Here is a 24,933-nt window from a genome sequence, read left to right on the forward strand (position 1 = left end):
CCCGGGTCCCGCGCGCTTCTTCCCCGAACCGGTCCGCGGTTGCGGCCCGGCCTCCTCATTCCGTCGCGCCCCGTCCGATCGTGCGGACGGTCAAGTGGGACGTCCCGAACTCCGGGCTCCCAAACGCTTGGCGCGATGGGGCTTATGCCAGGGGTTGGCTGAACGGCGCCTGACGGAGCCGCCGCGGGGGCGGGCCGTCTTTACGGTTCGTTCAGCAAGATTTCCTAACCCCGCGCCCGAGCGGTTCACAAGCGCGCGAACGGCGCATGCGGGCGAATTCTCGCGTCGGGCGTCATGTTCGGCAGCGCCCGCGCCGGCTCGGCCTGAGGCCACCTCCTCCAGCACCGTCATTCCGGGACCGCCGGCGGTGTCGGACCTGGTTTCGTCGTAGGCTCTGGATTCCGGGCTCCACTTCGCAGCCCCAGAATGACGACGGCCGGAACATCTTCACGCGCGGTGACTGACGGCGTGCGTCGAGACGATGCCCCTCCCGAAGCCGAGAGCCTGCTCGAGATCGGACGGTCAGCGTGCCGCGCCGACCTCGCGCAGGTAGCGCGCCGTCCCCGGGTTGAGGTTTTCGGCCGGCACCGCGCCGGAGAGGTTCCGGGGATCGCTGTCGCGGCCCTGCGGCAGGCGCCGGGCCAAGTCCGCGCCCGCCCGGTCGATTGCCGCCACCAGCCGGTGGGCCGCCTCCGGGTCGAGGCCGGGCCGCGCGAGGACGAGGCTCCACGATCCGACGGTGTCGATCGCCGCGTCCTGGCCGCGGAAGCTGCCGGCCGGCACGGTCATGCGGCGGAGCGACGGGCTGGCGGCGAGCGCCCGGTCGATCGCCTCCGGCGCCGGTCCGACGAAGCGGGCCCCGCCGGGCAGCGCCGCCACCGCCATGAAGCCCGGCCAGCCGATTCCGCCGCCCCAGAGCCCGGCCGCGCGCCCGTCGGCGACCAGGGCCGGGCCGTCGCCGGCATGGGCCAGCAGGATCGGGACGACGTCGCGCTCCGGGTCGAGGCCCGAGGCGGCGAGCACCGCGCGGCCCATCGCCGTCAGCCCGGAATTGCACGTGCCGAGCGCCACCGGCTTGCCGGCGAGGTCCGCCAGCGCCCGAACCGAACTCGCTGCCGCGACGACGAGCAGGCCGGGGGTGGCGTACATCGGCGCGACCACCGTGAGGCGCGGCGCGTCCTTCTCCGCCAGCGCCGGGTAGGCGACCTCCCCCTGCACCAGGGCGAGGTCGACGGTGCCGGCGCGCAGCAGCCCGACGTTCTCGGCCGAGCCGCCGCTGGCCTGGGTCTCGATGATGAGGTCCGGGTCGACCTCATGGATCGCGGAGGCGAGCGCCGCGCCGTAGGCGGGAAAGCCGCCGCCGGGGGTGGCGGTGCCGAGGACGAGGCGGAGCGGATCGGCCCGCACCGACTGCGCCAGCAGCGCGACTAGGTACAGGGTGAACATGGCGCGTGTCGGCGGCATCGCATCCTCCGGATCGGTCCTGCCGGCCGGCGGGGCGTTATTTCGCGGTCAGCAGCGCCCAGTAGACCTTGTACTTCGAGCCGGGCGCGTAGGCGGTGGCGATCCCCATCCGCGCGGCCTTCGGATCGAGCATCACCGCGTTGTGGGGCGGGCTGTCGCGCCAGCCGGAGAAGGCCTCTGCGAGAGTGTGGTAGCCGGCCGACAGGTTGGCGTTGGCCGAGGCGAAGCCGAGGCGCTCCACCGCGCCCTTCACGGTCTGCGCCTTGCTCGGCCTGTCTGCGAGCGCCATCGACGCGGCCTCGGCCTCGGCGAGCTTCTGCAATTGCGGATCGAGGGTGAGGGCCGCCTCGCCGCGGCCGCGGCGATAGGCCGAGATCATGTCGCGGGCGGCTTCCGTGTCGACGTGGGCGGCGTCGTTCGACAGCGGCAGGTAGAGGCTCGGCAGCGCCGAGGTCGTCTGCGTGTCGGCGGCGCATCCGGCGAGCAACGCCGTGCCGGCCAACACCAGGACGCCCGCACCGTATCGTCCGATCCTGCCCACGTGTCCGACCCGCCGCTCGCCATCGGCCCGCGCCGGGCCGCCCGCGCGATCATATAGGGTGTCCGCCGGCACCGTGCAGCGGCGACGGTCATCAGGATTGACGATCCGTTCACCGGCTTGCGCTTAGGCTGTGCCGAATCGAACCGTGGATGCCGGGACGTTCCCTGTGCTCGCTCCGGTCCGCCGAGAGGATCGCGTGGCAATCTCCGAAGCGAACCCGCGGTGCGGCTCCCGCAAGGCGGCGTCGCCCACCGCATGACCGGGCTGCCCACCCATGCCGCTGCCGCGGCGTCGGCGACCCTCCGGTCCGCCGAGGCGCAGCTGCGCCTGATCCGCCGGGACGCCGAGCGGCTGGCCGAGCGCCAGCGCAGCTTCGATCAGGCCGCTGCCGCGGCCGGGATCGGCCTGTGGGAATGCCGGCTGCACGACGAGGCCCTCGACTGGTCGTCCGGCGTCTACGACCTGTTCGGGATTCCGCGCGGGACGGCCCTGTCGCGGGGGCGCACCCTCGAGCACTATCCGGACGCCTCGCGCCGCGCCCTCGAGGCGGCCCGCACGCGGGCGATCACCGAGCGGACCGGCTTCCGCCTCGACGCCGAGATCCGGACCGCCGCCGGGCAGCTCCGCTGGATTCGCCTGACCGCTACGGTGGAGGCGCGCGCGGGCGTCGCGGTTCGGCTGTTCGGGATCAAGCAGGACGTCACCGAGGAGAGGCTGGCCGCCGAGGCGGCGCGCCGGCGCGCCGAGGTCGACGGGATGACGGGGCTGGCCAACCGGATGTGCTTCGAGGACCGCCTTGCGGCCCTGTGCCGTGCCGGCGCGGGGCTGCTGGTGCTGGTCGATCTCGACGGCTTCAAAGCGGTCAACGACGGCTTCGGCCACGCGGCAGGCGATGCCTGCCTGCGGGAGGCGGCCCGCCGCCTGGCCGGGCTCTGCCGCCGGGCCGACCTCGTGGCGCGGATCGGCGGCGACGAGTTCGCGATCCTGCTCGGCGGCGATTGCGCGGCCGACGCCGCCGAAGCCCTCGCGGCGCGGATCGTCGGCGCGGTCGGCCGGCCGATGCAGGTCGGCGGCGTCACGATCCGGGTCGGCGCCTCGGTGGGCATCGCGGCCCTGGTAGGGGGCGGGCCGGCGGATGCCTTCGCCCGCGCCGACGCGGCGCTCTACGCCGCCAAGCGCGCCGGCCGGAACACGTTCCGCACCCACGGCGCCCCGATCCGCCTCGCGTGATCGCCCAGCCTCGCGCGGCCGCTCCCCCCAGGATACGGCGACGCCTACGCGCCCCGCGGGAGCGCCACCATCGCCGCCGCCGCGGCTTTCAGCCCCCAGGCCAGGAGGGCCTTGGCCTCCGCTTCGGTCCGCGCCTCGGTGTAGCAGCGCAGCTCCGGCGCGTTGCCGGAGGCGCGGAAGTGGATCGTGCGGCCTGCGTCGAGCGCGATCCGGACCCCGTCCTGCGCGTCGACGGCCCCCGGGGTGCCGACCGGCTGCAGGAACGTGTGCCGGAACCCGGCGTCGCCGAGGCTGTGCAGGAGCGCGCCGCTGCGCTCGGGCGGCGTATCCGGCAGGCGGTCGCTCGCCATCGCGCCGACGTCGAGCGCGGCGACGAGGCCGGCCAGCGGCAGGCCGGCGTCGCGGGCCGCAGCCAGCGTCGCGAGGATCGGCAGCATCGCGTCGCGCGTCGGCAGGGCGGGCAGCACCGATCCGCCGAGCGCTACGTCCGACCCGAGGAGGAAGCCGCCATTCGCCTCGAAGCCGGCCACCGCCTTCGCGCCTGCGCGCTGCGCCTGCTCCATGCCGGCGATGACGAAGGGCGAGCCGACCCGGGTGCGCAGCACCTGCGCGAACCCGCCGGCCCGCTCGATCGCCGAGCCCGCGGTGACGGGCACCACCACCGCGTCGGCGCCGAGATACCGCGCCGTGATCAGGCCGAGCACGTCGCCGCGCAGGATGCCGCCGGCAGCGTCGGCCACCAGCGGCCGGTCGGCGTCGCCGTCGGTGGTGACCAGCGCGTCGTAGGCGCCCGACGCCATGGTCTCGGCGATGTAAGTCACATCCTCCGGGCGATGCGCCTCGGTGTCGATCGGGACGAACGTGTCCGAGCGACCGATCGGCGTGACCTCGGCGCCGAACCCTGCCAGCAAGTCGGCGAGCAGGTCGCGGGCGACCGAGCTCTGCTGGTAGACGGCGACCCGCAGGCCGGCGAGGATGTCGGGCGCGAAGGCCGCACTGTACCGGCGCCGGTAGCGCTCGACCACGTCCGGGTCCGGCGTCGCGGCGACGGGCGCCGGCATCGTCCCGACCGCGGAGACGTCGCCGAGGGCGGCGAGGATGGCGGCCTCGTCGGCTTTGGTGATCTCGCCGTCGGGCCGGTAGAACTTCAGGCCGTTGCGGTCCTGCGGGATGTGGCTGCCGGTGACCATCACGGCGCAGGCCCCGCGCCGGATCGCCTCCAGCGCCAGCGCCGGCGTCGGAAGCGGGCCGCAATCGATCGCGGTAAAGCCCGCGGCGGCCGCCGCCGTTGCGACGGTGGCGGCGATGCCCGCGCTGCTGTCGCGCAGGTCGCGCCCGATCACCACGGTGCGGCTCGCGCAACTTGTGGCGCCGACGGAGCGAAGGAACGCGCCGGCATAGGCGTAGCTCGGCCATCCGACGAGGTCGGCCACCAGGCCGCGCAGGCCGCTCGTCCCGAACTTCAGGCTGCTCACGATATCCTCATTTCCTTGCCGAAGAGAACTAGCACCTCGCCGACCCGACGGCCGTGCTCACGGTCCGGGCCGGCCTAGCCTTGCGCGCGCATGCTCGAGCACGTCGGCGATCGCGGCGTCCCAGTCGCCGCGGGGTGTCCAGCCGATGGCCGTGCGCAGCCGCGTCGCGTCGCCGGCCGCCACCGGGATCTCGGACGCGCGCATCCGGTCCGGCGCCACCCGGACCTCGAACGCGACCCGTGCGTGCCGGCGCAGGTCCGATACCACGCTCGCGATGCTGCGCGGCCGCCCCGAGGCGACGTTGAACACCGACCCGTCGGCGATGTCCACGCCGCGGGCGATCAGTTCGGCATAGGCCCGCACCACGTCGCCCACCGGGAGGAAGTCGCGCTCGGCGGCGAGGTTGCCCACCTCCAGCACTGGCGGCACCAGGCCGGCCTCGATCCGCGCGATCTGGCCGGCGAAGGACGGCAGCACGAAGCGCTCGTCCTGGCCGGCGCCGACCTGGTTGAACGGCCGCAGGATCACCAGCCGCACGTCGGACTTCGCCAGCACGTCGCGCAGGATCGTCTCGCCGAACCACTTCGAGCGGGCGTAGGGCCCCTGCGGGTCGGGCGCCGCGTCCTCGGTCAGCGGACGCCCGGAGAGGAACGCCCGGCCGTAGACCTCGCCCGAGCTCACGAACAGGAAGCCCGCGCCGGGCGCGGATCGCACCACCGCCTCGGCGAGGTTCAGGAGCCCGACGAGGTTGACCCGCCAGGTCTCGCCCGGCGCATCCGCCGATTGCTGCACCGAGGCCATCGCGGCCAGGTGTAGCACGTCGGTCGGCCGGAACCCGGCGACGCAGGCGTCCAGCGCCGGCTCGTCCAGCAGGTCGACCGTCTCGTAGGCGACGCGCTCCGGCAGGACGGCCGGGCTACCGCGGCCGATCCCGAGGATCCGGTCCGCCGGCCCGCTTGCGGCCGAGAGCGCTGCCAGCGCGTGCCGCCCGACGAAGCCGGCCGCCCCCGTGACCAGGATCCGCTTCACGGGTGCACGGGCCCCGTCACGACGCGGCACTGGCTCATGACGCGCTTGCCGGTCAAGCGCGGCCGCCGAGGCGCTTCAGGTCGGCCTCGACCATCTCCTGGATCATCGTCTCGAGCGAGATCTCGGCCTTCCAGCCGAACGCGGCTTCCGCCTTGGCCGGGTTGCCGAGCAGCACCTCGACCTCGGCCGGTCGGTACAGCTTCTCGTCGATGATCAGGTGGTCGTCCATCGGCAGGCCGACGTGAGAGAACGCGAGCGCGCACATGTCGCGCACCGTGGTGGTGCGCCCGGTGGCGATCACGAAGTCGTCGGGCCTGTCCTGCTGCAGCATCATCCACATCGCCCGGGTGTAGTCCTTGGCATGGCCCCAGTCGCGCTTGGCGTCGATGTTGCCGAGCCGCAATTCCTTGGCCAGCCCGAGCTTGATCCGCGCCACTCCGTCCGTGACCTTGCGGGTCACGAACTCGACGCCGCGCAGCGGGCTCTCGTGGTTGAACAGGATGCCGTTCGAGGCGTGCAGCTTGAAGCTCTCGCGGTAGTTGATCGTCATCCAGTGCGCGTAGAGCTTGGCCACGCCGTAGGGCGAGCGCGGGTAGAACGGCGTCGCCTCGCTCTGCACCTGTTCCTGGATCAGGCCGAACATCTCCGACGACGAGGCCTGGTAGTAGCGCGCATCGGGTTTCAGGGTGCGCACGCATTCGAGCAGGTTGACGGCGCCCAAGCCCGTGATCTGGCCGGTGAGCAGCGGCTGCTGCCACGAGGCGGTGACGAACGACTGCGCGGCCAGGTTGTAGACCTCGTCCGGCTGCACGGCCTGAACGATCCGGGCGAGGCTCGACAGGTCGAGCAGGTTGCCGTCGTGAAGCTCCACGTCGTTCTCGATCCCGAGCCACTTCAGCCGGTGGTCGAACACCCCGGCATGGCTCGAGCGCCGCACCACCCCGTGCACCGCATAGCCCTTCGACAGCAGAAGCTGCGCGAGATACGCCCCATCCTGCCCGGTGATGCCGGTGATCAGTGCCGTCTTGGTGCTCATCTGCGAGACCTCTTCCATCTAAACGTGACGTTCCGTCGTTCGATGAGCGAGGGCGCACGGTGTTTCCCGGTGGCATATCCACTGGAACCACCGTTTTCAACGCATCAGAGGCCCGACCTCGGCTGCCGATACGCAGGCGTAGTGCGGGTCCGGTCCCCGGCGGCGCCACCGCGCCGTTGGCGGAGGCAGGCGGGTGCGTCGCCATCGCGAATCGTCCCGCCCGCTCGCGAACGATGCCGGAGGGTTTGGCCAAGGACTTTTGTTCTTGCAACCCAAGCGGGCATGTCTGCAGACGAAATCTATCTTTGCGTGCTTGCGAACCTCGGTTGCCCGCCCGCGGAAGCGAGCCTCGCGTGCTACCGGGCGCCGAGCGGGCTCGTGTCGCGGCCGGAGTCGATCCCGTTCTCCGGCGGAGGGCGGAACCGCCCGGCGATCTCGGAGAACGCCTCCTGCATCCCGTCGAGGCCCTGAACCGTGACGATGCTGGAGCCCGGCCCGAGCGGCGGGATGAAACCCGCCTGGGACAGTGTCCCGAACACCGCGAAGTTGAGGTCGTTCTGCACCTTCAGGCCGAGGCTCACGTCGACGATCATCACCACGAGCTCGAATTCGAGGAACGGGTCGCCGATCTTGCGGAACACCACGCGCGGTGCCGGCTCCTTCAGCACGTCGGCGTGCTGGGCGGCGCAGGCGAGCAGCATCTCGGCGGCGCGCGCCGGGTCCTGGTTGCGCAGCACGTTGACTGTCAACGACACCCGCCCGGTCCGGTCGCCGCGGACGCGGTTCTTGACGATGCCTGAGATCAGGTTGGAGTTCGGCACGATCACAGCCGAGCGGTCGAAGGTCTGAATCTCGGTGGAGCGCACGGAGATGCGCTTCACGATGCCCTCCGAATCGCCGATCACCACCTGGTCGCCGACGCGGATCGGTCGCTCCCAGAGCAGGAGCAGGCCCGAAACGAAGTTGTTGACGATCGATTGCAGGCCGAAGCCGATGCCGACCGAGAGCGCGCCGGCCACGATCGTCAGCTTTTCGAGGCTGAGGCCGAGATACGAGAAGGCCAGGGCCAGGGCGAGCAGGAAGCCGCAATAGCCCGACACGGTGGAGATCGAGTTGCGCAGGCCCGCATCGAGGTCGGTGGCGGGCAGGTAGACCTGCTCGAGCCAGCGCTGGACCGCCCGGGTGATGACGATGCCGAGGATCAGGATCCCGAGGCCCAGCGCGATGGTCGAGAGAGAGATCGTGACGTCGCCGACCTTGAAGCCGAAGAAGGCCTGCCGGATCGAGGAGACGATGTCGGTCGAATCAAGGCCCCAGGGCGCGAGCACCAGGAGCGCCACGATCAGGAACAGCAGCACCCGCGCGGCCCCGGTCGAGAGCACCGCGATCTGGTTGAGCGAGCGTTTGCGCAGGCCGGTGTTGGCCTGGAGCGCGGTGGCGAGCCGGGTGTCGTCCGACAGTGAGCCGCCGACGAAGGTGTCGGCGCTCTGCACGAGCAGGTAGAGCAGTACCAGGAGGCTCGCGGTCCAGACCAGCTGGTCGATCACGAACGCGGCGAAGGCGACGTAGCCGACGAGGGCGGCGACGCCGATGACGGCCGTCGCCGCCCAGCCGACGAGGCGCGCCGGGCCGCCGAGGCCGGTGGTGGTCTTCGTCGGCACGTAGGGGCCGAAGCAGGCCTCCTCTTCCTCTTCCTTGTCGGCGAAGCGGTGCAGGCCGATGGCGAGGATCAGCGCGGTCGCGACCGCGCCGATGCCGCGGGTGGCGATCGAGATCGGCAGCGCCGCCGAGATGCCCGAGTTCAGCGCCTCGATCGACTTCACCACGGTGATCACCGTGGCGATGCCGACGGCGAGCCGCGTCACCCGGATCGCCGCCGCGTCGCTCACCGGCGCGGGCCGCCACTGCGGCTTGTCCGGCGAGAGCAGGCCGTCGCACAGGGCCTCGACGAAGGCGATGAAGGCGAGGCCGGCCAGGATCGCGCCGGCCACCGGCAGCAGCCGGGAGGGCAGGAGGTCGGTGCCGTCGAGGGCGTAGTAGACCGCGTAGGAGCCGATCACCGCCGGCACGGTGCCGAGCAGCAGCACCCGCCACGCGCCGAGGAGGGTCTGGCGCCGGGTCGGCTCGGCCATCGCCGCGTCGCGCCGGCCCAGACGCGGGGCGATGTTGCGGCGGCCGAAATACAGCGCCACCGAGACGCCGAAGGCGAGGCCGAGCAGCAGCAGGTTGCCCAGCGTGCCGTTGCGCGAGAACAGCAGCAGGATGTCCGACAGCGCGCTCTGCAGCGAGCGCACGTCGCGGGGCACGTCGGCCGCGACCCGCCTCCAGAGCTGCGGACTTACCAGGGCCAAGCTGCGCTCGAACAGCCCCTTGGTGAAGGACTCGCGCCGCCGGTTCGAGACCCGGTCGATGATCTGGTCGCCCTGGACCAGGAGCGAGCGCGCCAGCCGCTGGGTCTCGTCGATGCGCGAGACCGCCGCGTCGCGCTCGACCCGCTCCTGGGCGACCTCGGGGCTCTCCTCGGCGTCCTTCGGCTTCGGCCCGAGCTGGGTCAGGCGTTCGCGGGCGGATTCGAGCGGCGCGTCGAGCCGGCCGATGATCGTCCGGATCTCGTCGGTGACCGGGCCGACGCCGTCGCGGATCGCCGACAGCTCCGGCGTTCCGAGATCGGTGCGGGCGAGCTCCTTCTCGCGCGCGGCGAGGTCGTTCTTGGCCGCGTCGAGCTTGGCCCGCACCGCCTTGAGCGCCTCGGACATCTCGGGCTTCGGGGGGGCCGGCTTGGCGTCGGCCGGCTTGGCGTCAGCAGGCTTGCCCTCGGCCGGCTTCGTCTCCGAGAATTTGGCGTCGGGCGTCTTGGTCTGGGTCCCGGCCGCGGGGGCCGGCGGCGGGGCCGACTGCGCCCAACCAAGGCCGGGGGCGAGCAGGAGCGCCGCCAGCCCGGCGGCGATCATCGAGCGGATCGGACTGCGCAGGCGCGTTTCGCGGGCGATTCGGCTGCGCGCGGACGGGCGACGACTCATCGAAATCCTTGGATGCTCGGCAGGGGCAACGGCAGGATGGGGGCACAGGGCCGTGGGCGCGGGCTCCGCGACGCCCTTCCGTGATGCCCTTGCCATGGTGCCGTCCCGCAAGAGGTGCGCCGTGTCGCCGATCAATGGGGCGAAAGCGTGCCGGGGGCCGCCCAGAACCCCCGGCGGAGACGATAACCCTGCGGCCGTCCGCGATCCGAGTTCGCCCCCCGGTGGTCGAAGGCTGAGGCCGGCATTCGGCCCGTCCGCGCCCGCCGGCCCGCCCGTCCGATCAATTCGTGATCGCGACGGGACGACCGCCGGCCCCAACGTCGGCCGTCACACCGCCCCCCTGGCCGGATCGCGAAAGCGGCCCCGATGTGTCCCTGAGCGACGCCGATCCGACATCGCCGCGAGTAGCATGATTTTAATCATGACCCGTCATAAACGACACGGCTGGACTCAAATGTTCGCTGAAGCGCAAATCCGAATGCAGCAAACAGCGCTGAAGGGGCCGTGAGAACAAGGAAGTTTCTTTAGGGCGATCGCCTGCCCGAAGCATGATCCGCCTTCCGACCTCCAAGGCGCATGGCCGGAACGCCCGCCCGACTCGATCGACCGAGAGCATCCGCCCATCGCGTGACTGGATGTTCGCGGCACCGCCTTGCCCGTCCCGTTCTCTTCGTTGCGTGTTTCGAGGAACCACCGGTCGTCACGTCCAGCCACCGACCCTGTGACCGCCCTGCGGCGCGCCTGCATCGCCACCTGCTGACCACGACCGCGCTGACCTTGGCCCTCGGCTTCGGCGCAAGCCTACAATGCCGGCACCGGCGCCACGTCGGCCGGAACGAACGCGACCGCGATCGGCCCGAATGCGACGGCCGCCGGCGACGAGTCCTTCGCCGGCGGCTACAACGCGAGCTCGGCTGGCGCCGGTGCCGTGGCGATCGGGTCGGGCGCCTCCGCGCAGTCGGCGACGAACAACCAGGGCATCATCAATTACCGGGATGCCAGCGGCGTCGGCATCCCCGCGGCCGGGACCGGCGGCAACATCCAGAACGGCGCGAACGGCAGCACCACACCGCCCGGCGCCGGGGAGACCAGTGCCGTCGGGCACGGCGATCGGCAAGAAGTCCACGGTCGGCGCCGCCGGCGGCGTGGCCGTCGGCTACCACAACTCGGCCGGCACCGGGACCTTCAACTCGACCGCGATCGGCGCGAACAACGACGCGGCCGGCTCCTACGGCGTCGCGATCGGTTATGCCAACCTCGCTACTGGCCGCTCGACCCTTTCGCTCGGGACGAACAACCAAGCGCTCGGCGACGTCGCCATCGATCTAGGATGACAGTCCTATGCGGTCGGCGACTTCTCGTTCGCCCACGGGTTCATCGCCAGCGCCTACGGACAGGACGCGCTGGCGCTGGGCGGCCTCTCCGTCGCCGGTGAAACCGGGAGCAATCCGACGGCCAGCAACATCGCGATCGGCGACAACGCCAGGGCCGTCGGCGGCTCGGCGCTGGCGCTCGGCAGCGGAGCCTCGGCGACGAAGGCGCGGTCCGTGGCGCTCGGTGCCGGCTCGATGGCGCTGCGGGGCAGCCTCAGCGGCACCGAGGCCTACACCACCAACACCCTGTCCTCCGCCAACGGCGAAGTGTCGGTCGGCGCACAAGGGGCTGAGCGACAGATCACCGATGTCGCCGGAGGCCAGCAGGACACAGATGCCGTCAACGTCCGCCAGCTCCGTTCGGTCGGGAGCGGGGTCACCAAGAATGCGACAGCGCTCGGCGGCAGCTTCGGCAGCGACGGCACCTACACGCCGCCGAGCTACACCTACAACGGACGATCCTACGCCACCGTGCCCGGCGTCGTCGGCGCCCTCGACCAACTCGCATTGCGCTACGACACCGACGGGTCGGGCAACCGGCTGGCCAGCATCGACCTGAGCCGCGCCGGGACCGTCGGCTCCGCGGTCCGCATCACCGGCCTCGCCCCGGGCAGCCTCGCCGCGGGCTCGACCGATGCGGTCAACGGCGACCAGCTCTACGCGCTGCGCCAGAGCATCGACGACGGCACCTTCGGCCTGGTGCGGCAGGACTCGACGAGCCGTGCGATCCGCGTCGCCGCCGCGACGGACGGGGCGCTCGTCGACTTCCGCAACAGTGCCGGCAGCGGCCGTGTGCTCAGCGGCGTCTCCGCCGGCTCCCTCGCGGCGGGCTCCAACGAGGCGGTCAACGGCGGCCAGCTCTATGCGACGAACCAGGCGGTCGCCGGCCTGTCGGCCGGATTGGCCAACGGCAGCGTCGGCCTCGTGAAGCAGGACGCCGCGACCCGCGGCCTGACCGTCGGCGCCGAGACCGACGGCACCACGGTGAGCTTCGCCGACCGCGACGGCACGGCCCGAACGCTCACCGGCGTCTCCGGCGGCCGGGTCGCCCTGGGCTCCACCGACGCGGTCAGCGGCGGGCAGGTCTACGGGCTCTCCGCTTCGCTTGCGAGGAGCCTCGGCGGCGGGTCGAGCGTGGCTGCCGACGGCTCGGTCACCGCCCCGAGCTACGCGATCCAAGGCGCGAGCTTCGGCGACGTCGGCTCCGCGCTCGGCAGCCTCGACGCCGCGGTGACCACCCTCAACACCGCCGGAAGCCGCTACGTCGCGGTGCGCAGCACCGGTGCCGCCGCCCAGGCCACCGCGACCGACAGCCTCGCCATCGGTCCGGCCTCGGTGGCGAGCGTCGAGGGCGGCGTCGCGCTCGGCGCCAACGCGATCGCCCGCCGCGCCGGGCTCTCGGGGGCTGCCGAGGCGTTCTCCGGGATCACGGTGGCCTCGACCGCTGGGGCGGTCTCGGCCGGCGCAGAGGGCGCGGAGCGGCAGATCGTCAACGTTGCCGGCGGCACCCAGGACACCGACGCGGTCAACCTGCGCCAGCTCCGCGCTGTCGGCGGCAACCTCGCCGGCGCCCTCGGCGGCGGAGCGGGTTTCGCCGCCGACGGCAGCTTCACCGCGCCGACCTACGCCCTCGGCGGCCGGTCCTATTCCGGCGTCGGCGACGCGCTCGCGGCGGTGGACGCGTTCGCGGTGAAGTACGACGTCGACCCGGCGACCGGCGGGCGCGGCCAGTCGATGACGCTGGCCGGCAGCGACCCGAACCAGCCGGTTCTGATCCGCAACGTCGCGGCCGGGGTGCAGCCCACTGATGCCGCCAACCTCGGGCAGGTGACGGCCCAGGTCGCGACCGCCAAAGCGCAGAGCTTCGCCTACACCGACCAGCGGGTGCAGGCGAGCTACGCCGCCGGCACCGCCTACACCGACGCCCGCGTCGCGCCGCTGGAGAAGCAGGCGAACGCCTTCGGCAGCCAGCTCGCCGGCCTTCAGAACGAGGTCGGGCAGGTCCGCCAGGAGGCGCGGCGCGGCGCGGCGATCGGCTTGGCGGCCGCCTCGCTCCGCTTCGACGACCGCCCGGGCAAGCTGAGCATGGCGGCCGGCGGCGGCGTCGGGCGCGGCGAGGGCGCGGCCTCGATGGGCATCGGCTACACGCTTCCCGACGGGTCCGCGCGGGTGAACGCCACCGGCGTCGCCGCCGTACGCGACTTCGGGATCGGCGCCGGCGCCAGCTTCACCCTCAACTGAGGCGGGCCGTGCGCGCACACGCCATCGCCGCCGTGGCCGGGCTCGGGATGCTGCTCGCGGCGCCCGCGCTCGCGGCCCCGGCCGGAGACGGCGCCCTCGGGCCGTTCGCGATGCGCGGCGCAGTCTCCACCGACGACCCGCCCCGCGCCCAGTTCGCGGCGCCGGCCTATCGCGTCCACCCGCCCGAGGGTGCGCCGCTTCCCGGCAAGGCGCCGGGCGACACCCGCCGGATGATCCAGGCCTTCGCGACCTGGACCCTGATCTGCGATGAGAACCTGCGCCGCCATCGCCGGGTCTGCAACGCCTCGCAATCGATCGTGGACGGCGACGGGGCCTTCGCTTTCAGCTGGTCGCTCGCGGCCACCAGCGCGGGGGCGCCGGTCTTCGTGGTGCGCGCGCCGGTGGGCGCATGGTCGGCTCGCACCGTGGGGCTGGCGTTCGGCGCGGCCGAGGAGACCGTGATCCGCCTGGAGAGCTGCAACGCCAGCCTCTGCCTCGGCTTCCTGGCGGTGGACGAGGCTCTTCGCCGGGCGATCGCCGCGCGCGCCTCCGTCCGCGTACGCTATCGCCGGAGCGAGACCGCCGCCCCCGTCGCCATCGCGACCTCCCTCGACGGCCTCGCCGGCGCGATCGCCAGCCTCAAGTAGCGCGTTTCGCCCGGATCAACCGGCGGCGCGGGCCAGGAACCCGCGCCAGCCGCCGTAGCGCCCGATCTCCTCGGCACCGACGACGCCTTCGGCCTCGACCAAAAACCCCTTCGGGGCCGTGCCGTCGGAAAGGCGCAGGGTGCCGACGCCCAGCGGGCTCGGGATCGTCGAGACGAAGCGGCCAAAGGCCTCGGGCGGGAGCGCCCAGACCTCGGTCTCGATCGCCGTGCCCGTGCCGGCCGCCACCCGCAGCAGGCCCGGCCGATGCGGCGGGCCGCCGGGGAGCGCGTAGAAGCGGTAGTCCGGCGCCGTCGAGACGGCCCGCAGGAAGCGGGCGCCGAGGCCGGTCAGCTCGCCGTTGAGGGCCAGGCCCGACAGGTGCGCGCCGACCACCGCCAGCTCGATTGCGTCGCCCTGAGGCTTCTTCGGCGCGACCGCCTCCGGGACCGGCACGGCGCTCGCCCCGATCGGCACGCCGGACGCCGCGTGCAGGCGGGCGCCGATTGCCGCGATCAGCCCGTCGCAGCCGCGGGGCGCCAGCAGCGTCACCCCCGCGGGGAAGCCGTCCGCCCGGAAGCGGCCGGGCACGGCGAGCGCGCACCAGTCGAGCAGGTTGACGAAGTTGGTGTAGGTGCCGAGCTCGCTGTTCGGTCCGATCGGGTCGGCGGCGAGGTCGGCGACCGTCCTCGGACGCGGGAAGGTCGGCACGACGAGCACGTCGACCGCGTCCCAGACCGCGTCGGCCGCACGCCGCAGCTCGGCCAGGCGATAGAGCCCGCCGAAGGCGTCCGCCGCCGAGAAACCCTTCGCGTTCTCGATCACGGCCCGCGTCGTCGGATGCAGGATCTCGGGCCGCGTCTCGATCACGTCGCGGATCGCCTGGTAGCGCTCGGCCACCCAGGGGCCGGTGTAGAGCAGGCGCGCGGTCGAAAACATCGGCGCAAAGTCCACCGGGCGCGCTGCGCCGACGAGTGCTTCGAGGTCGGAAAGGCTCGCCGCGAAGGCCGCCTCCGACAGGGCGTCTCCGGCGAAATCCAGCCCCTGCGCATCCGGCACGCCGAGGCGCAGGCCGGGCGGGATCGCCGACGGCGCCGGCAGCGGCAGTCGCCGGGAATACGCGTCGGCGAGGTCGTAGCCGGCCATGATCCGGAAGGCGGCGTCGGCGTCGGCCACGGTGCCGGCGAAGACCGAGAGCGTGTCGAGCGTGCGGCAGGCCGGAACCATGCCGCGCGTCGAGACGCTGCCGAGCGACGGCTTCAGGCCGACGACGTTGTTCAGGGCCGCCGGCACCCGGCCCGAGCCCGCCGTGTCGGTGCCGAGCGCGAAGGCGACGAGGCCGCGGGCGACCGCCACCGCCGAGCCGCTGCTGGAGCCGCCCGGTACGTAGGCCGGATCGATCGCGTTGCGTGGCACCGGATAGGGTGTCCGTACCCCGACGAGGCCGGTGGCGAACTGGTCGAGGTTGGTCTTGCCGACGAGGATCGCGCCCGCCGCCAGAAGCTTTTCGACCGCGTGGGCGGTCTCGGTGGCGGTGTAGGCGAAGTCGGGGCACGCGGCCGTCGTCGCCATCCCAGCGACGTCGACGTTGTCCTTCACCGCGAACGGGATGCCCCAGAGCGGCTTGCTCGCCGGATCGAACGGGCCGAGCGCGGCCAAGGCCGCCGCGGCTTCGGGCTCCGGCACGAGGGCGAGGAAGATGCCGGGATCGTCGGTGTCCGCGATGCGGCGGTACACCTCCGCCAGGATCGCGCGCGGGTCCTCTCCGGCGGCGTAGGCCGCGTGCAGAGCGGGGATCGTCGGGAACGGGGGCATGGGGCGTCTCGTCGGGTCGATCTGATGGGAAGGGGCCTCGTGTCGGGGCCTACAATCCGGCGAGCCGCGCAGCCGTGCGGCTGATGACGCCCTCGGGGTCGATCAGCCCGTCGAGCACGGTGAAGTGGTTGGCGCCCGGCACCGGGATCAGCGGCCCGTCCAGCCCCGCGGCACGGCGGGCGGCGTGGTAGGCGTCCGATTGGCGGCGGAGTTCGAAGAGCTCGTCGGCGCCGTACACGACCGCGACGGGCGGCGTGCCCGGGCGCAGGTGGCGGATCGGCGAGAGCGTCTCGATCTCCTCGGTGGAGAGGGCGAGGGCGTCGTTCAGGGTCGTGCCGGCGATCGGCGCGAGGTCGAAGATGCCGCTGATCGCGAGGCCCGCGTCGGCCGCGTCGGCGACCGCGGCGGCCAGGTGCCCGCCGGCCGACCAGCCCGAGACCACGAGCCGGCGCCCGCCGCCCTCGGCCCGCAGCAGCGCCAGCGCGGCGCGGGCTTCCGCGACGATGTCCGTCAGGCGCGCCTCCGGCGCCAGGGTGTAGCCGACGAGCGCCACGTCGAGGCCGCGCGCCAGCGGCCCCTCGGCCATGCAGGAGAAGCCGCGCCGATCGTTGCGCTGCCAGTAGCCGCCGTGGAGGAAGGCCAGCATCGGCGCGCTCGGCCGGCCGCAGCGGAACACGTCGATGCGCTGGCGCTCACCCTGCCCGTAGGCGAGGTCGAGCGCGTCGACTTGGGCCTCGCGGAACGCGGCGCTGCGCGTCCGCCAGCCGGCGACGATCGCGGCGCTGTCGGCCACCGCGCCGGAATTGTCGTAGGCCCGGCTCAAGTCCGCGCGGTCGAGGTCTCGCCAATCCATCGTCTCAGGCATCGTCGCCGGTCCCCAGGTACCAGTCGAGCAGCTCGCCGCCCTGCAGGAACACCACGTCCGGCCGGGCGAGCAGCGCGTCGAGCAGGCGTTCGAGCAGCCCGATGCGGTGGGGCACCCCGGTGATGTAGGGGTGGATGGCGAAGCTCATGATCTTCGCGCCCGACAGCGGCCCGTCGCCGACAGCTTCCCGGGCGAGGCGGTCGCACTGCGCCAGCGCCCGCTCCACGAACTCGTCGGCGCGATGATGCTGGATCGCGAGCAGCGGGATGTCGTTCAGCTCCACCGAATAGGGCATCGCCACCAGCGGCCCGTGCGCGGTGGCGATGCGCGCGGGCCGATCGTCGACCACGAAGTCGCCGACATATTCGATGCCTGCCGCCTTGAGGTGGTCTGGGGTGTCCAGCGTCTCGGTGAGGCCCGGCCCGAGCCAGCCTCGCGGCGCCGCGCCGGTGAGATCGCGGATCGCGGCGACGGTGCGGGCGATCATCCCGGGCTGGTCCTCGATCCGGTGGGTCGGAACCTGCTCGAAGCCGTGGGCCATGAACTCCCAGCCGGCTGCGTGCGCGGCGGCTGCGACCCGCGGATAGGCGGTGCAGACCGAGCCGTTGATCGACAGGGTCGGCCGGATGCCGCGCACTGCGAAAGCTTCGAGGAAGCGCCAGAAGCCGACGCGCATCCCGTATTCATGCCACGCCCAGTTGGGCACGTCCGGCAGCAGGGTGGCCGCGGTCGGGGGCACCAGGATCTGGCGCGGCATCGGATGGTCGATCAGCCAGTGCTCGACATTGACCACCGGCCAGACCGCGACGGCCTTGGCCCCGGGCAGTGCGAGGCGCGGCCGGTCGATCGCGGCACGATAGGCGAGGCGGTTTTCCGGCCGACGCCGGTCGATGCGCGGAATTTCGCTCATGCGGCCTTCGGCGCGTGGTGGCTGTGGAGCTGAGCCGAGAGCATGCGGCGAACGTCGTTGAAGGCGGGGCTCGAGACGTCGCGGCGGCGGGGGAGGTCGACCGTGTGCACCGCCTCGATCCGGCCGGGGCCGGGGGACATCAGCACGATGCGGTCGGCGAGCACGATCGCCTCCTCGATGGCGTGCGTCACGAACAGCACCGTGAGGCCGGTTCGGCTCCAGAGCTCGAGCAATTCGTCCTGCAGCCGCTCGCGGGTCATCGCGTCCAGCGCCCCGAACGGCTCGTCCATCAGCACCACTTCGGCCTCGTTGGCGAGCACGCGGGCGATGGCCACGCGCTGCTTCATGCCGCCCGAGAGCTGGTGCGGGTAGGCGTCGGCGAATTGGCCCAGGCCGACGAGGTCGATGTAGCGCGCGGCTGTCTCGCGCACCTCCGCGGCGGGGCGGCCGCGCGACTTCGGGCCGAAGCCGATGTTGTCGCGGACGGTCAACCACGGGAACAGGCCGTAATCCTGGAACACCATGCCCCGGCTCGGGCCGGGTCCGGGGATCGGCTTGCCCCACATCAGCGCTTCGCCGGCGGTGGTGGCCTCGAAGCCGGCCACGATCCTCAGCAGGGTGGACTTGCCGCAGCCCGACGCCCCGAGAAGGCAGACGAACTCGCCGCGCTGGACGGTGAGGCTGGCGCCGCGCAGGGCCTCGGTCCGGCGCCCCTGCGACAGGTAGGTCTTCGAGACGTCGCGGACGTCGACGATCGGGATCGTAGGATCAGCCATCGGATTCAACCATGCGCGGGGCTCCACGAGAGCAGGCGGCGACCGATCTCCATGACGATCCGGTCGGAGATGAACCCGGCGACGCCGATCACCACCATGCCGCAGATGACGATCTCGGTGCGCGAGAGCTGGCGCGCCTCCATGATGATCGCGCCGAGGCCCGTCTGGACGCCGGTCATCTCGCCGACGACGATGACCACCCAGGCGAAGCCGAGGCCGAGGCGCAACCCGGTGAAGATCGATGGGAGGGCGGCGGGCAGAACCACGCGGGCGAACTGTGCCGGGCCGGTGCAGCCGAGCATGGCGGCGGCCTCGAACAGCCGGGGCTCGACCGCGCGCACGCCGAAGATCGTGTTGACGAGGATTGGGTAGAACGCTCCGAGGAACACCAGGAAGTAGGCTGAGCGCGGCCCGAGCCCGAACAGGATCATCGCCAGCGGCAGCCAGGCGGTGACGGGCACCGGCCGCAGGATCTGGAAGGTCGGGTCGAGGAGCGCCCGCATCAGCGGCACCCGGCCGATCAACAGCCCGAGCGGCAGGGCGGCTGCCGCCGCGAGCGCGAACCCGCCGAAGACGCGGGCGAGCGAAGCCGCGAGATGCGTCCACAGCGTGCCGCTGAACGCGTCGTCGTTGACGCCGCCGACGGCGAGGTCGCGCATCTCGGTCCAGACCTCGGCCGGCGGCGGGATCAGGCTGTAGGGTTTCCCGACCGTGGCGAGGTGCCAGACGAGGGCGAGCGCGAGGGGCAGGGCCAGCGCGAGGGCGGCGCCCTTGATGCGCTGCAGGATGTCCTTGGTGCGACGGCGTGGAACGCGGGTGCCCTCTCCGATGCGGGAGAGGGGGAGCGCCGCGTCGCCCGCGGCGGCCACGTCCGCCTCCGTCGCCGTCGTCGCGCTCATGTCACGCGTCCCGCATCGCGTCGACGAACGTGGTGTCGACGAAGCCCGGCTCCGGCAGGCGCTTGATCTGCTTGAGGGCGAGCATGTGCCGGGCGTAGGCCTCGGCCTTCTTCACCTCGTCCGGGCCGAGCTTCCACGTCAGGTCGACGTTGGGAGCCGAGACCACCAAAGCCTCTCGCTTCTGGCCGAGCTTCATCACCGCCATGTCGATCATCGCGTCGCGGTTCTTGGCGGCGAACTCGGTGCCCTTGCGGTGGATTTCCAGCATGGTGCGGACGAGGTCGGGCTTGCCCGCGATCGTGTCGCGATGGGTGCCGAACACCATGTTGAGCGAGCCCATCTCGGTGCCGTAGGGGTACTCGACGAGCTGGCCGACGCCGCTCGACAGGCTGACGCCGGGGGCCGGCTCGGCGCCGACATAGGCGTCGATGTCGCCGCGCGCCAAGGCGATGTGCATCTCCGAGAACGAGATGCGCACCGGCACGATGTCCTTGATCGAGAGCCCCTCCATGCGCATGCGCTCGAGGGCGAACACCTCCTGCGTCGAGCCGGGCCACAGGGCGACGCGCTTGCCCCTGAGGTCCTTGACCGCGCGGACGTCGGAATCCTTCTTGGAGATGATCGCCATGCCGCCGTTGCAGGTCGAGGCGATCACCGTTAGCGGCTCGCCGGCGGCCGCGCCCAGGGTCGCCGAGGCGATGCCGAAGGTGCCGAAATCCACCGACTTGGTGACCACCGCGTTCTTGCACTCGGTCGGGCTCTCGAACGGGATCACCTCGACCACGTAGCCCGCCGGCGTAAAGCGCTCGTAGAAGTATGGCGCGATCGAATGGATCAGCTTGAGCGAGCCCATGCGGATCGTCACCGGCGCGGCGGCGCGGGCCACGAAGGGCGCCGAGACGAGCCCGGCCCCGAGGCCGGCAAGGAGGGTGCGGCGGGCGATCATGGCTTCACTCCGAGGCCGGCGAGGCGGGGAACGGCGACGGTACGAAGCGTAGATCCCCCTGCCGTTGCTAACGAGTGCTCATTCGGGATGGGGCCGTTGCGCTTTCGGCAACAGGCGGTCTAGCTGGTTGGTATGGGCCGCCCGAAGCGCGCCCGAGGCGGGGATCTGCGATGAAGCACACCCGGACGCTGGCCTGCATCGCCGAAATCGCCCGCAGCGGCTCGATCCGCCGGGCGGCCGAGCGCCTCAACATCGCCCCCTCGGCGCTGACGCGCCAAGTCCAGGACATCGAGTACGAACTTGGCACGCCGATCTTCGAGCGGCTGGCGCAGGGGATGCGGCTCAACGCGGCCGGCGAGCTGCTGGTCCGGCACGTGCGCGACCAGCTCGCCGACCTCGAGCGTGTGCGCTCGCAGATCGCCGACCTCTCCGGGGTCCGGCGCGGGCACGTGGCGCTGGCCTGCAGCCAGGCCTTCGTCACGCAGGTGGTGCCGGAGGAGGTCCAGGCCTACCGCGAGCGGTTTCCGCAGGTCGGGTTCACGGTGCAGGTGCGCGACCACGTCCAGGCGGTGGCGGCGCTGACCGCCTTCGAGGCCGACCTAGCCCTGGTGTTGCAGCCGCCGCCCTCCGCCGACCTGCACGTGCTGTATTCCTGCCGCCAGCCGCTCTGCGCGCTGATGCGGGCCGGCCATCCCCTCGCCCGGGAGGCCGGGCCGGTGCGCCTGCGCGACTGCCTCGCCCATGCGATGGCCCTGCCCGACCGGTCGCTGGCGATCCGCCTGCACCTGGAGCAGGCCCTGGCGCGGAAGGGCGTGCCGCTCGGGCCGGTGGTCGAGTCGAGCTCGCTCGAGTTCCTGCGCAACCTCGTTCTGCGCGAGGAGGCCGTGAGCCTCCAGGTGCCGAGCGGCATCCCCGACGACCCGCGCCTCGCCAGCCGCCCGATCGACGCGCGCGACCTCGACCCGATGGTGATGATCCTCGGGCAGCTGCGCGGGCGCCTGCTCTCCGTCGCGGCGGCGAAGTTCGCAGACCAGCTCACCCACAGCCTCGACCGGCGGCAGGCAGGCGCCTGAGGTACGGGAGCGAAACCGCGCCCGCCGACTTCTCCGTCCGTGCCAACCAGGACAGCGCCCCCATGAAGACCGATCGACGCCTGATCCACGCCAGCGAGAACGGCGACCGCTGGTGGCTCCGCCGCGCGGACGGCGCCGAGGTCGCCATCCTGCATGAGCCGAACGCGTCGTCCGGCGGCCGCACCTCCGAGACCCCCGTCGGCGCCTTCCTGCGCGCCGGCGCCGGCGGCCCCGAGCACCGGGCGCTCCTCGACCTGATCGGCACGCTCGTCGACCAGCCCCCGGCCGCGCCGCCCGCCGCCGCCCCGGAGCCCGGCGCCGCCGCAGCCGAGCCGACGCCGGGAGAGGAGCTTTCGTAATCCGACGGGCCGCCGACCCATCGTCCAACCCACCACCACATCCTGAGGCGCCCGCTTCGCGTCCGCACCTCAGGGTGGGGTGATGGCGTGCGCCGTCCGCCTGCGAACCTTCGCCTTCAGCGCGCCTTCAGCACCATCCGGCACTCGGCCGGCAGGGCCGCCATGGTCATTGGCGGGCGTGGCTTCGGCTTGGTCTTCGGGGGGCGGGGGTGGAGGATCGCGTCGCTGAACCAGTAGGCGAGCTCCTCGCCGCAGCCGTCGCCGGGCGGCGGGGCGGCCTGGTCGCCGCAGGAATCCTGTCCGTCCGGGCAGGCGAGGCGGATATGGTAGTGGTAATTGTGCCCATACATCGGGCGCACCTTGCGCAGCCAGCCGCGGCTGCCGTCCGCCTCCCGGCACAGGGCCTTCTTGATCGCCGGGTTGACGAAGATGCGCGCCACCTCCGGCTGCTCGGCGGTGAGGCGGATCAGGCTCAGCCGCTCCGGCGTCCAGGTGTCGGGGTCGATGTCGAGGCGGTCAGGCCGCACCATGTCGGTGGCCGAGGTCTCCTCGCGCTCTGCCCGCGTCATGCGCCGGTCCGGCATCGGGGTGAGCCACACGTCGGCGTCGAGCCCGAGCTGGTGCGAGGCGTGGCCGGTGAGCATCGGCCCGCCGCGCGGCTGCGACATGTCGCCGACGAGCAGGCCCGGCCAGCCGACCCGCGGCGCCTTGGCCGCCAGCCGCTCCAGGAAGTCGACGAGGTAGGGCGTGCCCCAGTTCCGGTTGCGCGACAGGCGCATCACCTGCCACGTCGCCCCGTCGATCGGCAGCGCCGCGCCGCCCGAGAAACAGCCCTTGGCGTAGGAGCCGTAGGCGTGGGCGGGGCCGGAGGCCGGGCCGGTCACCCGCCCGAACAGCGCCTTGGCCGGCGTCGAGGGCGCGTCGGGATTCTCCAGCGGCGGCAGGGGTTTGGGGTTGAGGGTCCCCTTGTCCTGTGCGTGGGCGGGCGAAGCGAGGGCCGACGAAAGGACGAGGGCGGCGGAGAGGGCGAGGCGGCGCGTGTGCATGCGGGTCTGTGTATCCGGTCCGGCGGTCGCCCGTCGAGGATCGGAACGTCGCCCGCCGCCGGGGCGTTTTTCGGGCAGGCCCGCCGTTGCGCGGGCCGAACGAACCGGAGGCCGCATCGTGACACCCACGCCTGATACCCCTGAGCAGGCCCGCAGCCTGATCGCCCACGACCGCGTCGTCGGCACCGACGTGCGCCGGCCGGACGGCACCAAGGTCGGACCGATCGAGCGGCTGATGCTCGACAAGCGCTCGGGCCAGGTCGCCTACGCGGTGATGAGCTTCGGCGGCTTCCTCGGGCTCGGCGAGGGCTTCCATACGCTGCCCTGGGCGGTGCTGCGCTTCTCGCCCGAGCACGACGCCTACGTCGTCGACGTCACCGAGGCACAGCTGCGCGACGCCCCGCCGCGCTCGCCCGAGGGCACCGACCCGGCCGAAGACTACGCCTGGGAGGAGCGGGTCCACCGCTACTACAACGCGGCGCCGTATTGGGGCCTGTGACGCAAGGGCCGAGCGCCGCTATGCGGTCGGGCCGCACCAGCCGGGGAGGTAGCTCGTCTCGGACGCCTTGGCCAAGGCCATCGCCTCCTCCAGCGCCGCCGAAAAGTCGTTCTCGATGCGCTTGGCCTTGACGTGGCGACGGAGGTAGTCGGCCCAGAGGAACTCGCTGAACGGCGTCGTGTCCTTGGCGAAGCCCCCGGCCCGGCGCAGCTCGCCGGCCAGGCTCCGGTAGGGGTCGTCGGCGAGGTCCGCCATCGCCTTGGGGATATCCTTGAACCCGGCGCGCACGCCCTCGGCATCGTAGGGGTGCACCCACGATTTGTGATCGCACACCGTCCAGAACGCGTCCTTGTCGAGGTGGTGCAGGTCCGCGACCACGGTCACGAGCACGCTCTCGACGCCCTCTTCCAGCAGGGCGCGGGACAAATGGTGGTGATCGATGACGTAGTGGCGCTTCTTCGGCCCAAGCAGGGTCGGCACCATGTGCGCCCCCAAGAAGGCGGCGCGCTTGTCGTCGTCGTAGTCGCGCCAGCGCCGGCGCTTCTCGGCGACCTCCCGGTAGCCCACCGTCATCTGCGTCGGGCGCAGGTCCGCGATCGGGACGGGCGCCAGCACCGGCTCACGGTTGGCCATCGATTCGGTATTCCCACCGCCGAGCCTTCAGGCCCCCGCGGCGATCTGTCATGATTCCAGCCCACGCCGGAAGGCACGATCGGCGCCCCGCCGTTCACGGTTCCGATAGCCGCCCGCGGCCCTTCGACGGGCGGTTCTGCGACGAGCGGTTCTGCGAGGGCCGTCGGCCAAGCGGAGCTTAGGTCGAGATCGGGCTGTCCTTCCGGAGGTTCCGCAGGGCGCGGAACGGGAGCAGCAGGAATTTCACGAAGGCCCGGAGCGCGAGGAAGGCGGCGACCGAGACGACCAGGGCGATGGTTTTCAACAAGGGCTCGCGCACTCCATCCGAGGGAATCGAAGAGGGTCGTCGAGCGGGCTCGGCGGATCGCCGCCCGTGCAACCGCAGGACCGGCAGTCCGCGCCCCAAAGCCGGCAAGATTGTGGGTGTCGGGCGCGACATCGGCGCCCTGGCCTCCCGCCCGCGAACACGCCGGCCGGTTTGAAACGGGCGCCGCCCTGTAGGCGCTTGGCGGGCGATTCCAGCTCGGCCTTGCCAAATCCCTGCGACGATCTGTAATGATGGCAGGCCCTGTCCGATCCTCACGGGATCGTTCGTGCGTCGCGGCCCGCCATCGGGCGATGACGTGCCCGCGGCGGCGAAGATTCTCCGCCGCTGCGGCCCTGGACGGCCGGGGCTCTGCACACGCGACGGGTTTTGTCCCGGCGCATGGGTTATCATGGAATTCGCGGTCGCCTCGTCATCACGGGACGGTCGAGATGGTTTTCGCGAGGTCGGGAATACAGATGGACGGAGGCACAGCATCGATTGCCGTTGCCCGTGCCGTCAGCGTGCGCGATGCGCGTCGCGCCGATCCGTCCGTCCCCCCGATCAGGTTCAACCCCAGGCGCAGCGGAAGCGCGCGCCGAGCGGCGGTTGACGGCAATCCCTTCAGTTCAAGCCCCGCGGCCTCGGTTTCGAGGCCGGCGCGAGCCCTCTCCCTGACGGCCTTCAGGCCGGGCGAGGCTCCACCGGGACACGGGCCCAGGAGAGCGACGTCCGCCGCCATGTCGAAAGTTCGT

The 24,933-nt window shown here is 72.3% G+C and carries 23 protein-coding genes; 7 read left to right on the forward strand and 16 right to left on the reverse strand.

Annotation, left to right across the window (positions count from 1 at the left end):
* Positions 1-522: 522 nt before the first annotated feature.
* Together FV226_RS02590 and FV226_RS02595 are read right to left on the reverse strand one after the other, a co-directional pair.
* Entirely contained in the window at positions 523-1,464 is a 942-nt protein-coding gene (locus tag FV226_RS02590) for a TAXI family TRAP transporter solute-binding subunit (protein ID WP_147761676.1), read from the reverse strand.
* 37 nt (positions 1,465-1,501) lie between these two features.
* Entirely contained in the window at positions 1,502-1,972 is a 471-nt protein-coding gene (locus FV226_RS02595) for a CAP domain-containing protein (protein WP_246688229.1), read from the reverse strand.
* A 255-nt stretch (positions 1,973-2,227) separates the two neighbouring features.
* On the opposite strand from FV226_RS02595, the gene FV226_RS02600 reads away from it, so the two are divergent.
* Positions 2,228-3,235, forward strand: coding sequence for a sensor domain-containing diguanylate cyclase (locus tag FV226_RS02600; protein ID WP_147761678.1), 1,008 nt, complete (start codon positions 2,228-2,230; stop codon positions 3,233-3,235).
* Between the two features lie 44 nt (positions 3,236-3,279).
* On the opposite strand, the gene FV226_RS02605 is transcribed toward FV226_RS02600, so the two are convergent.
* From FV226_RS02605 to FV226_RS02620, 4 genes are all read right to left on the reverse strand, one after another.
* Complete coding sequence (locus FV226_RS02605; RefSeq protein WP_147761679.1) at positions 3,280-4,710, reverse strand: phosphomannomutase; 1,431 nt, start codon at positions 4,708-4,710, stop codon at positions 3,280-3,282.
* 57 nt (positions 4,711-4,767) lie between these two features.
* Entirely contained in the window at positions 4,768-5,739 is a 972-nt protein-coding gene (locus FV226_RS02610) for a GDP-mannose 4,6-dehydratase (protein ID WP_147761680.1), read from the reverse strand.
* 52 nt (positions 5,740-5,791) lie between these two features.
* Positions 5,792-6,775 (reverse strand): GDP-mannose 4,6-dehydratase, encoded by a 984-nt coding sequence (gene gmd / locus FV226_RS02615; RefSeq protein ID WP_147761681.1) that lies wholly within the window; start codon positions 6,773-6,775, stop codon positions 5,792-5,794.
* Positions 6,776-7,131: 356 nt separating this feature from the next.
* On the reverse strand, positions 7,132-9,795 hold the full coding sequence (locus FV226_RS02620; protein ID WP_246691466.1) for a DUF3772 domain-containing protein: 2,664 nt from the start codon (positions 9,793-9,795) through the stop codon (positions 7,132-7,134).
* 1,091 nt (positions 9,796-10,886) lie between these two features.
* Between FV226_RS02620 and FV226_RS28445 the strand changes: the two genes are divergently transcribed.
* From FV226_RS28445 to FV226_RS02640, 3 genes are all read left to right on the forward strand, one after another.
* Positions 10,887-11,129 (forward strand): hypothetical protein, encoded by a 243-nt coding sequence (locus FV226_RS28445; RefSeq protein ID WP_246685569.1) that lies wholly within the window; start codon positions 10,887-10,889, stop codon positions 11,127-11,129.
* A 135-nt stretch (positions 11,130-11,264) separates the two neighbouring features.
* Complete coding sequence (locus FV226_RS02635) at positions 11,265-13,409, forward strand: YadA-like family protein (RefSeq protein WP_348644084.1); 2,145 nt, start codon at positions 11,265-11,267, stop codon at positions 13,407-13,409.
* An 8-nt stretch (positions 13,410-13,417) separates the two neighbouring features.
* On the forward strand, positions 13,418-14,056 hold the full coding sequence (locus FV226_RS02640; protein ID WP_147761683.1) for an invasion associated locus B family protein: 639 nt from the start codon (positions 13,418-13,420) through the stop codon (positions 14,054-14,056).
* A gap of 15 nt (positions 14,057-14,071) precedes the next feature.
* Here FV226_RS02640 and atzF read toward each other — a convergent pair whose 3' ends face one another.
* From atzF to FV226_RS02670, 6 genes are read right to left on the reverse strand one after another with little or no spacing between them, the layout of a single operon-like run.
* Complete coding sequence (atzF, locus tag FV226_RS02645; RefSeq protein WP_147761684.1) at positions 14,072-15,868, reverse strand: allophanate hydrolase; 1,797 nt, start codon at positions 15,866-15,868, stop codon at positions 14,072-14,074.
* 49 nt (positions 15,869-15,917) lie between these two features.
* Entirely contained in the window at positions 15,918-16,733 is an 816-nt protein-coding gene (locus FV226_RS02650; protein ID WP_147761685.1) for an alpha/beta hydrolase, read from the reverse strand.
* Positions 16,726-17,643 carry a polysaccharide deacetylase family protein gene (locus FV226_RS02655; RefSeq protein WP_147761686.1) on the reverse strand — a complete coding sequence of 306 codons (918 nt, stop codon included), beginning with the start codon at positions 17,641-17,643 and terminating at the stop codon, positions 16,726-16,728. The genes FV226_RS02650 and FV226_RS02655 overlap by 8 nt, the downstream gene beginning before the upstream one ends.
* Positions 17,640-18,419 carry an ABC transporter ATP-binding protein gene (locus tag FV226_RS02660; protein WP_147761687.1) on the reverse strand — a complete coding sequence of 260 codons (780 nt, stop codon included), beginning with the start codon at positions 18,417-18,419 and terminating at the stop codon, positions 17,640-17,642. Before FV226_RS02660 ends, FV226_RS02655 begins: the two co-directional genes overlap by 4 nt.
* Positions 18,420-18,424: 5 nt before the next feature.
* The gene (locus FV226_RS02665) at positions 18,425-19,318 is read right to left on the reverse strand and encodes an ABC transporter permease (protein ID WP_147761688.1); all 894 of its coding nucleotides are present in this window, start codon (positions 19,316-19,318) and stop codon (positions 18,425-18,427) included.
* 1 nt (position 19,319) lies between these two features.
* Positions 19,320-20,264, reverse strand: coding sequence for an NrtA/SsuA/CpmA family ABC transporter substrate-binding protein (locus FV226_RS02670; protein WP_147761689.1), 945 nt, complete (start codon positions 20,262-20,264; stop codon positions 19,320-19,322).
* A gap of 170 nt (positions 20,265-20,434) precedes the next feature.
* Here FV226_RS02670 and FV226_RS02675 point away from each other — a divergent pair, with 170 nt between their 5' ends.
* Together FV226_RS02675 and FV226_RS02680 are read left to right on the forward strand one after the other, a co-directional pair.
* A complete protein-coding gene (locus FV226_RS02675; protein ID WP_147761690.1) occupies positions 20,435-21,337 on the forward strand; it encodes a LysR family transcriptional regulator in 903 nt (300 codons plus the stop codon).
* Between the two features lie 62 nt (positions 21,338-21,399).
* Entirely contained in the window at positions 21,400-21,696 is a 297-nt protein-coding gene (locus FV226_RS02680; protein ID WP_147761691.1) for a hypothetical protein, read from the forward strand.
* A gap of 116 nt (positions 21,697-21,812) precedes the next feature.
* Here the strand turns inward: FV226_RS02680 and mepA are convergent, their stop codons facing one another.
* A complete protein-coding gene (gene mepA / locus FV226_RS02685; protein WP_147761692.1) occupies positions 21,813-22,742 on the reverse strand; it encodes a penicillin-insensitive murein endopeptidase in 930 nt (309 codons plus the stop codon).
* A 118-nt stretch (positions 22,743-22,860) separates the two neighbouring features.
* Between mepA and FV226_RS02690 the strand changes: the two genes are divergently transcribed.
* Entirely contained in the window at positions 22,861-23,241 is a 381-nt protein-coding gene (locus FV226_RS02690) for a PRC-barrel domain-containing protein (RefSeq protein ID WP_246685564.1), read from the forward strand.
* An 18-nt stretch (positions 23,242-23,259) separates the two neighbouring features.
* Here FV226_RS02690 and FV226_RS02695 read toward each other — a convergent pair whose 3' ends face one another.
* From FV226_RS02695 to FV226_RS02700, 3 genes are all read right to left on the reverse strand, one after another.
* Positions 23,260-23,874 (reverse strand): ParB-like protein, encoded by a 615-nt coding sequence (locus tag FV226_RS02695; RefSeq protein ID WP_147761694.1) that lies wholly within the window; start codon positions 23,872-23,874, stop codon positions 23,260-23,262.
* Between the two features lie 178 nt (positions 23,875-24,052).
* Positions 24,053-24,178 carry a hypothetical protein gene (locus FV226_RS28885; protein WP_281406016.1) on the reverse strand — a complete coding sequence of 42 codons (126 nt, stop codon included), beginning with the start codon at positions 24,176-24,178 and terminating at the stop codon, positions 24,053-24,055.
* Positions 24,179-24,614: 436 nt separating this feature from the next.
* Positions 24,615-24,920 carry a hypothetical protein gene (locus FV226_RS02700; RefSeq protein WP_147761695.1) on the reverse strand — a complete coding sequence of 102 codons (306 nt, stop codon included), beginning with the start codon at positions 24,918-24,920 and terminating at the stop codon, positions 24,615-24,617.
* Positions 24,921-24,933: the final 13 nt, after the last annotated feature.

This window comes from Methylobacterium sp. WL12, from assembly GCF_008039475.1.
In the GTDB taxonomy this organism is placed as follows: Bacteria; Pseudomonadota; Alphaproteobacteria; order Rhizobiales; family Beijerinckiaceae; genus Methylobacterium; species Methylobacterium cerastii.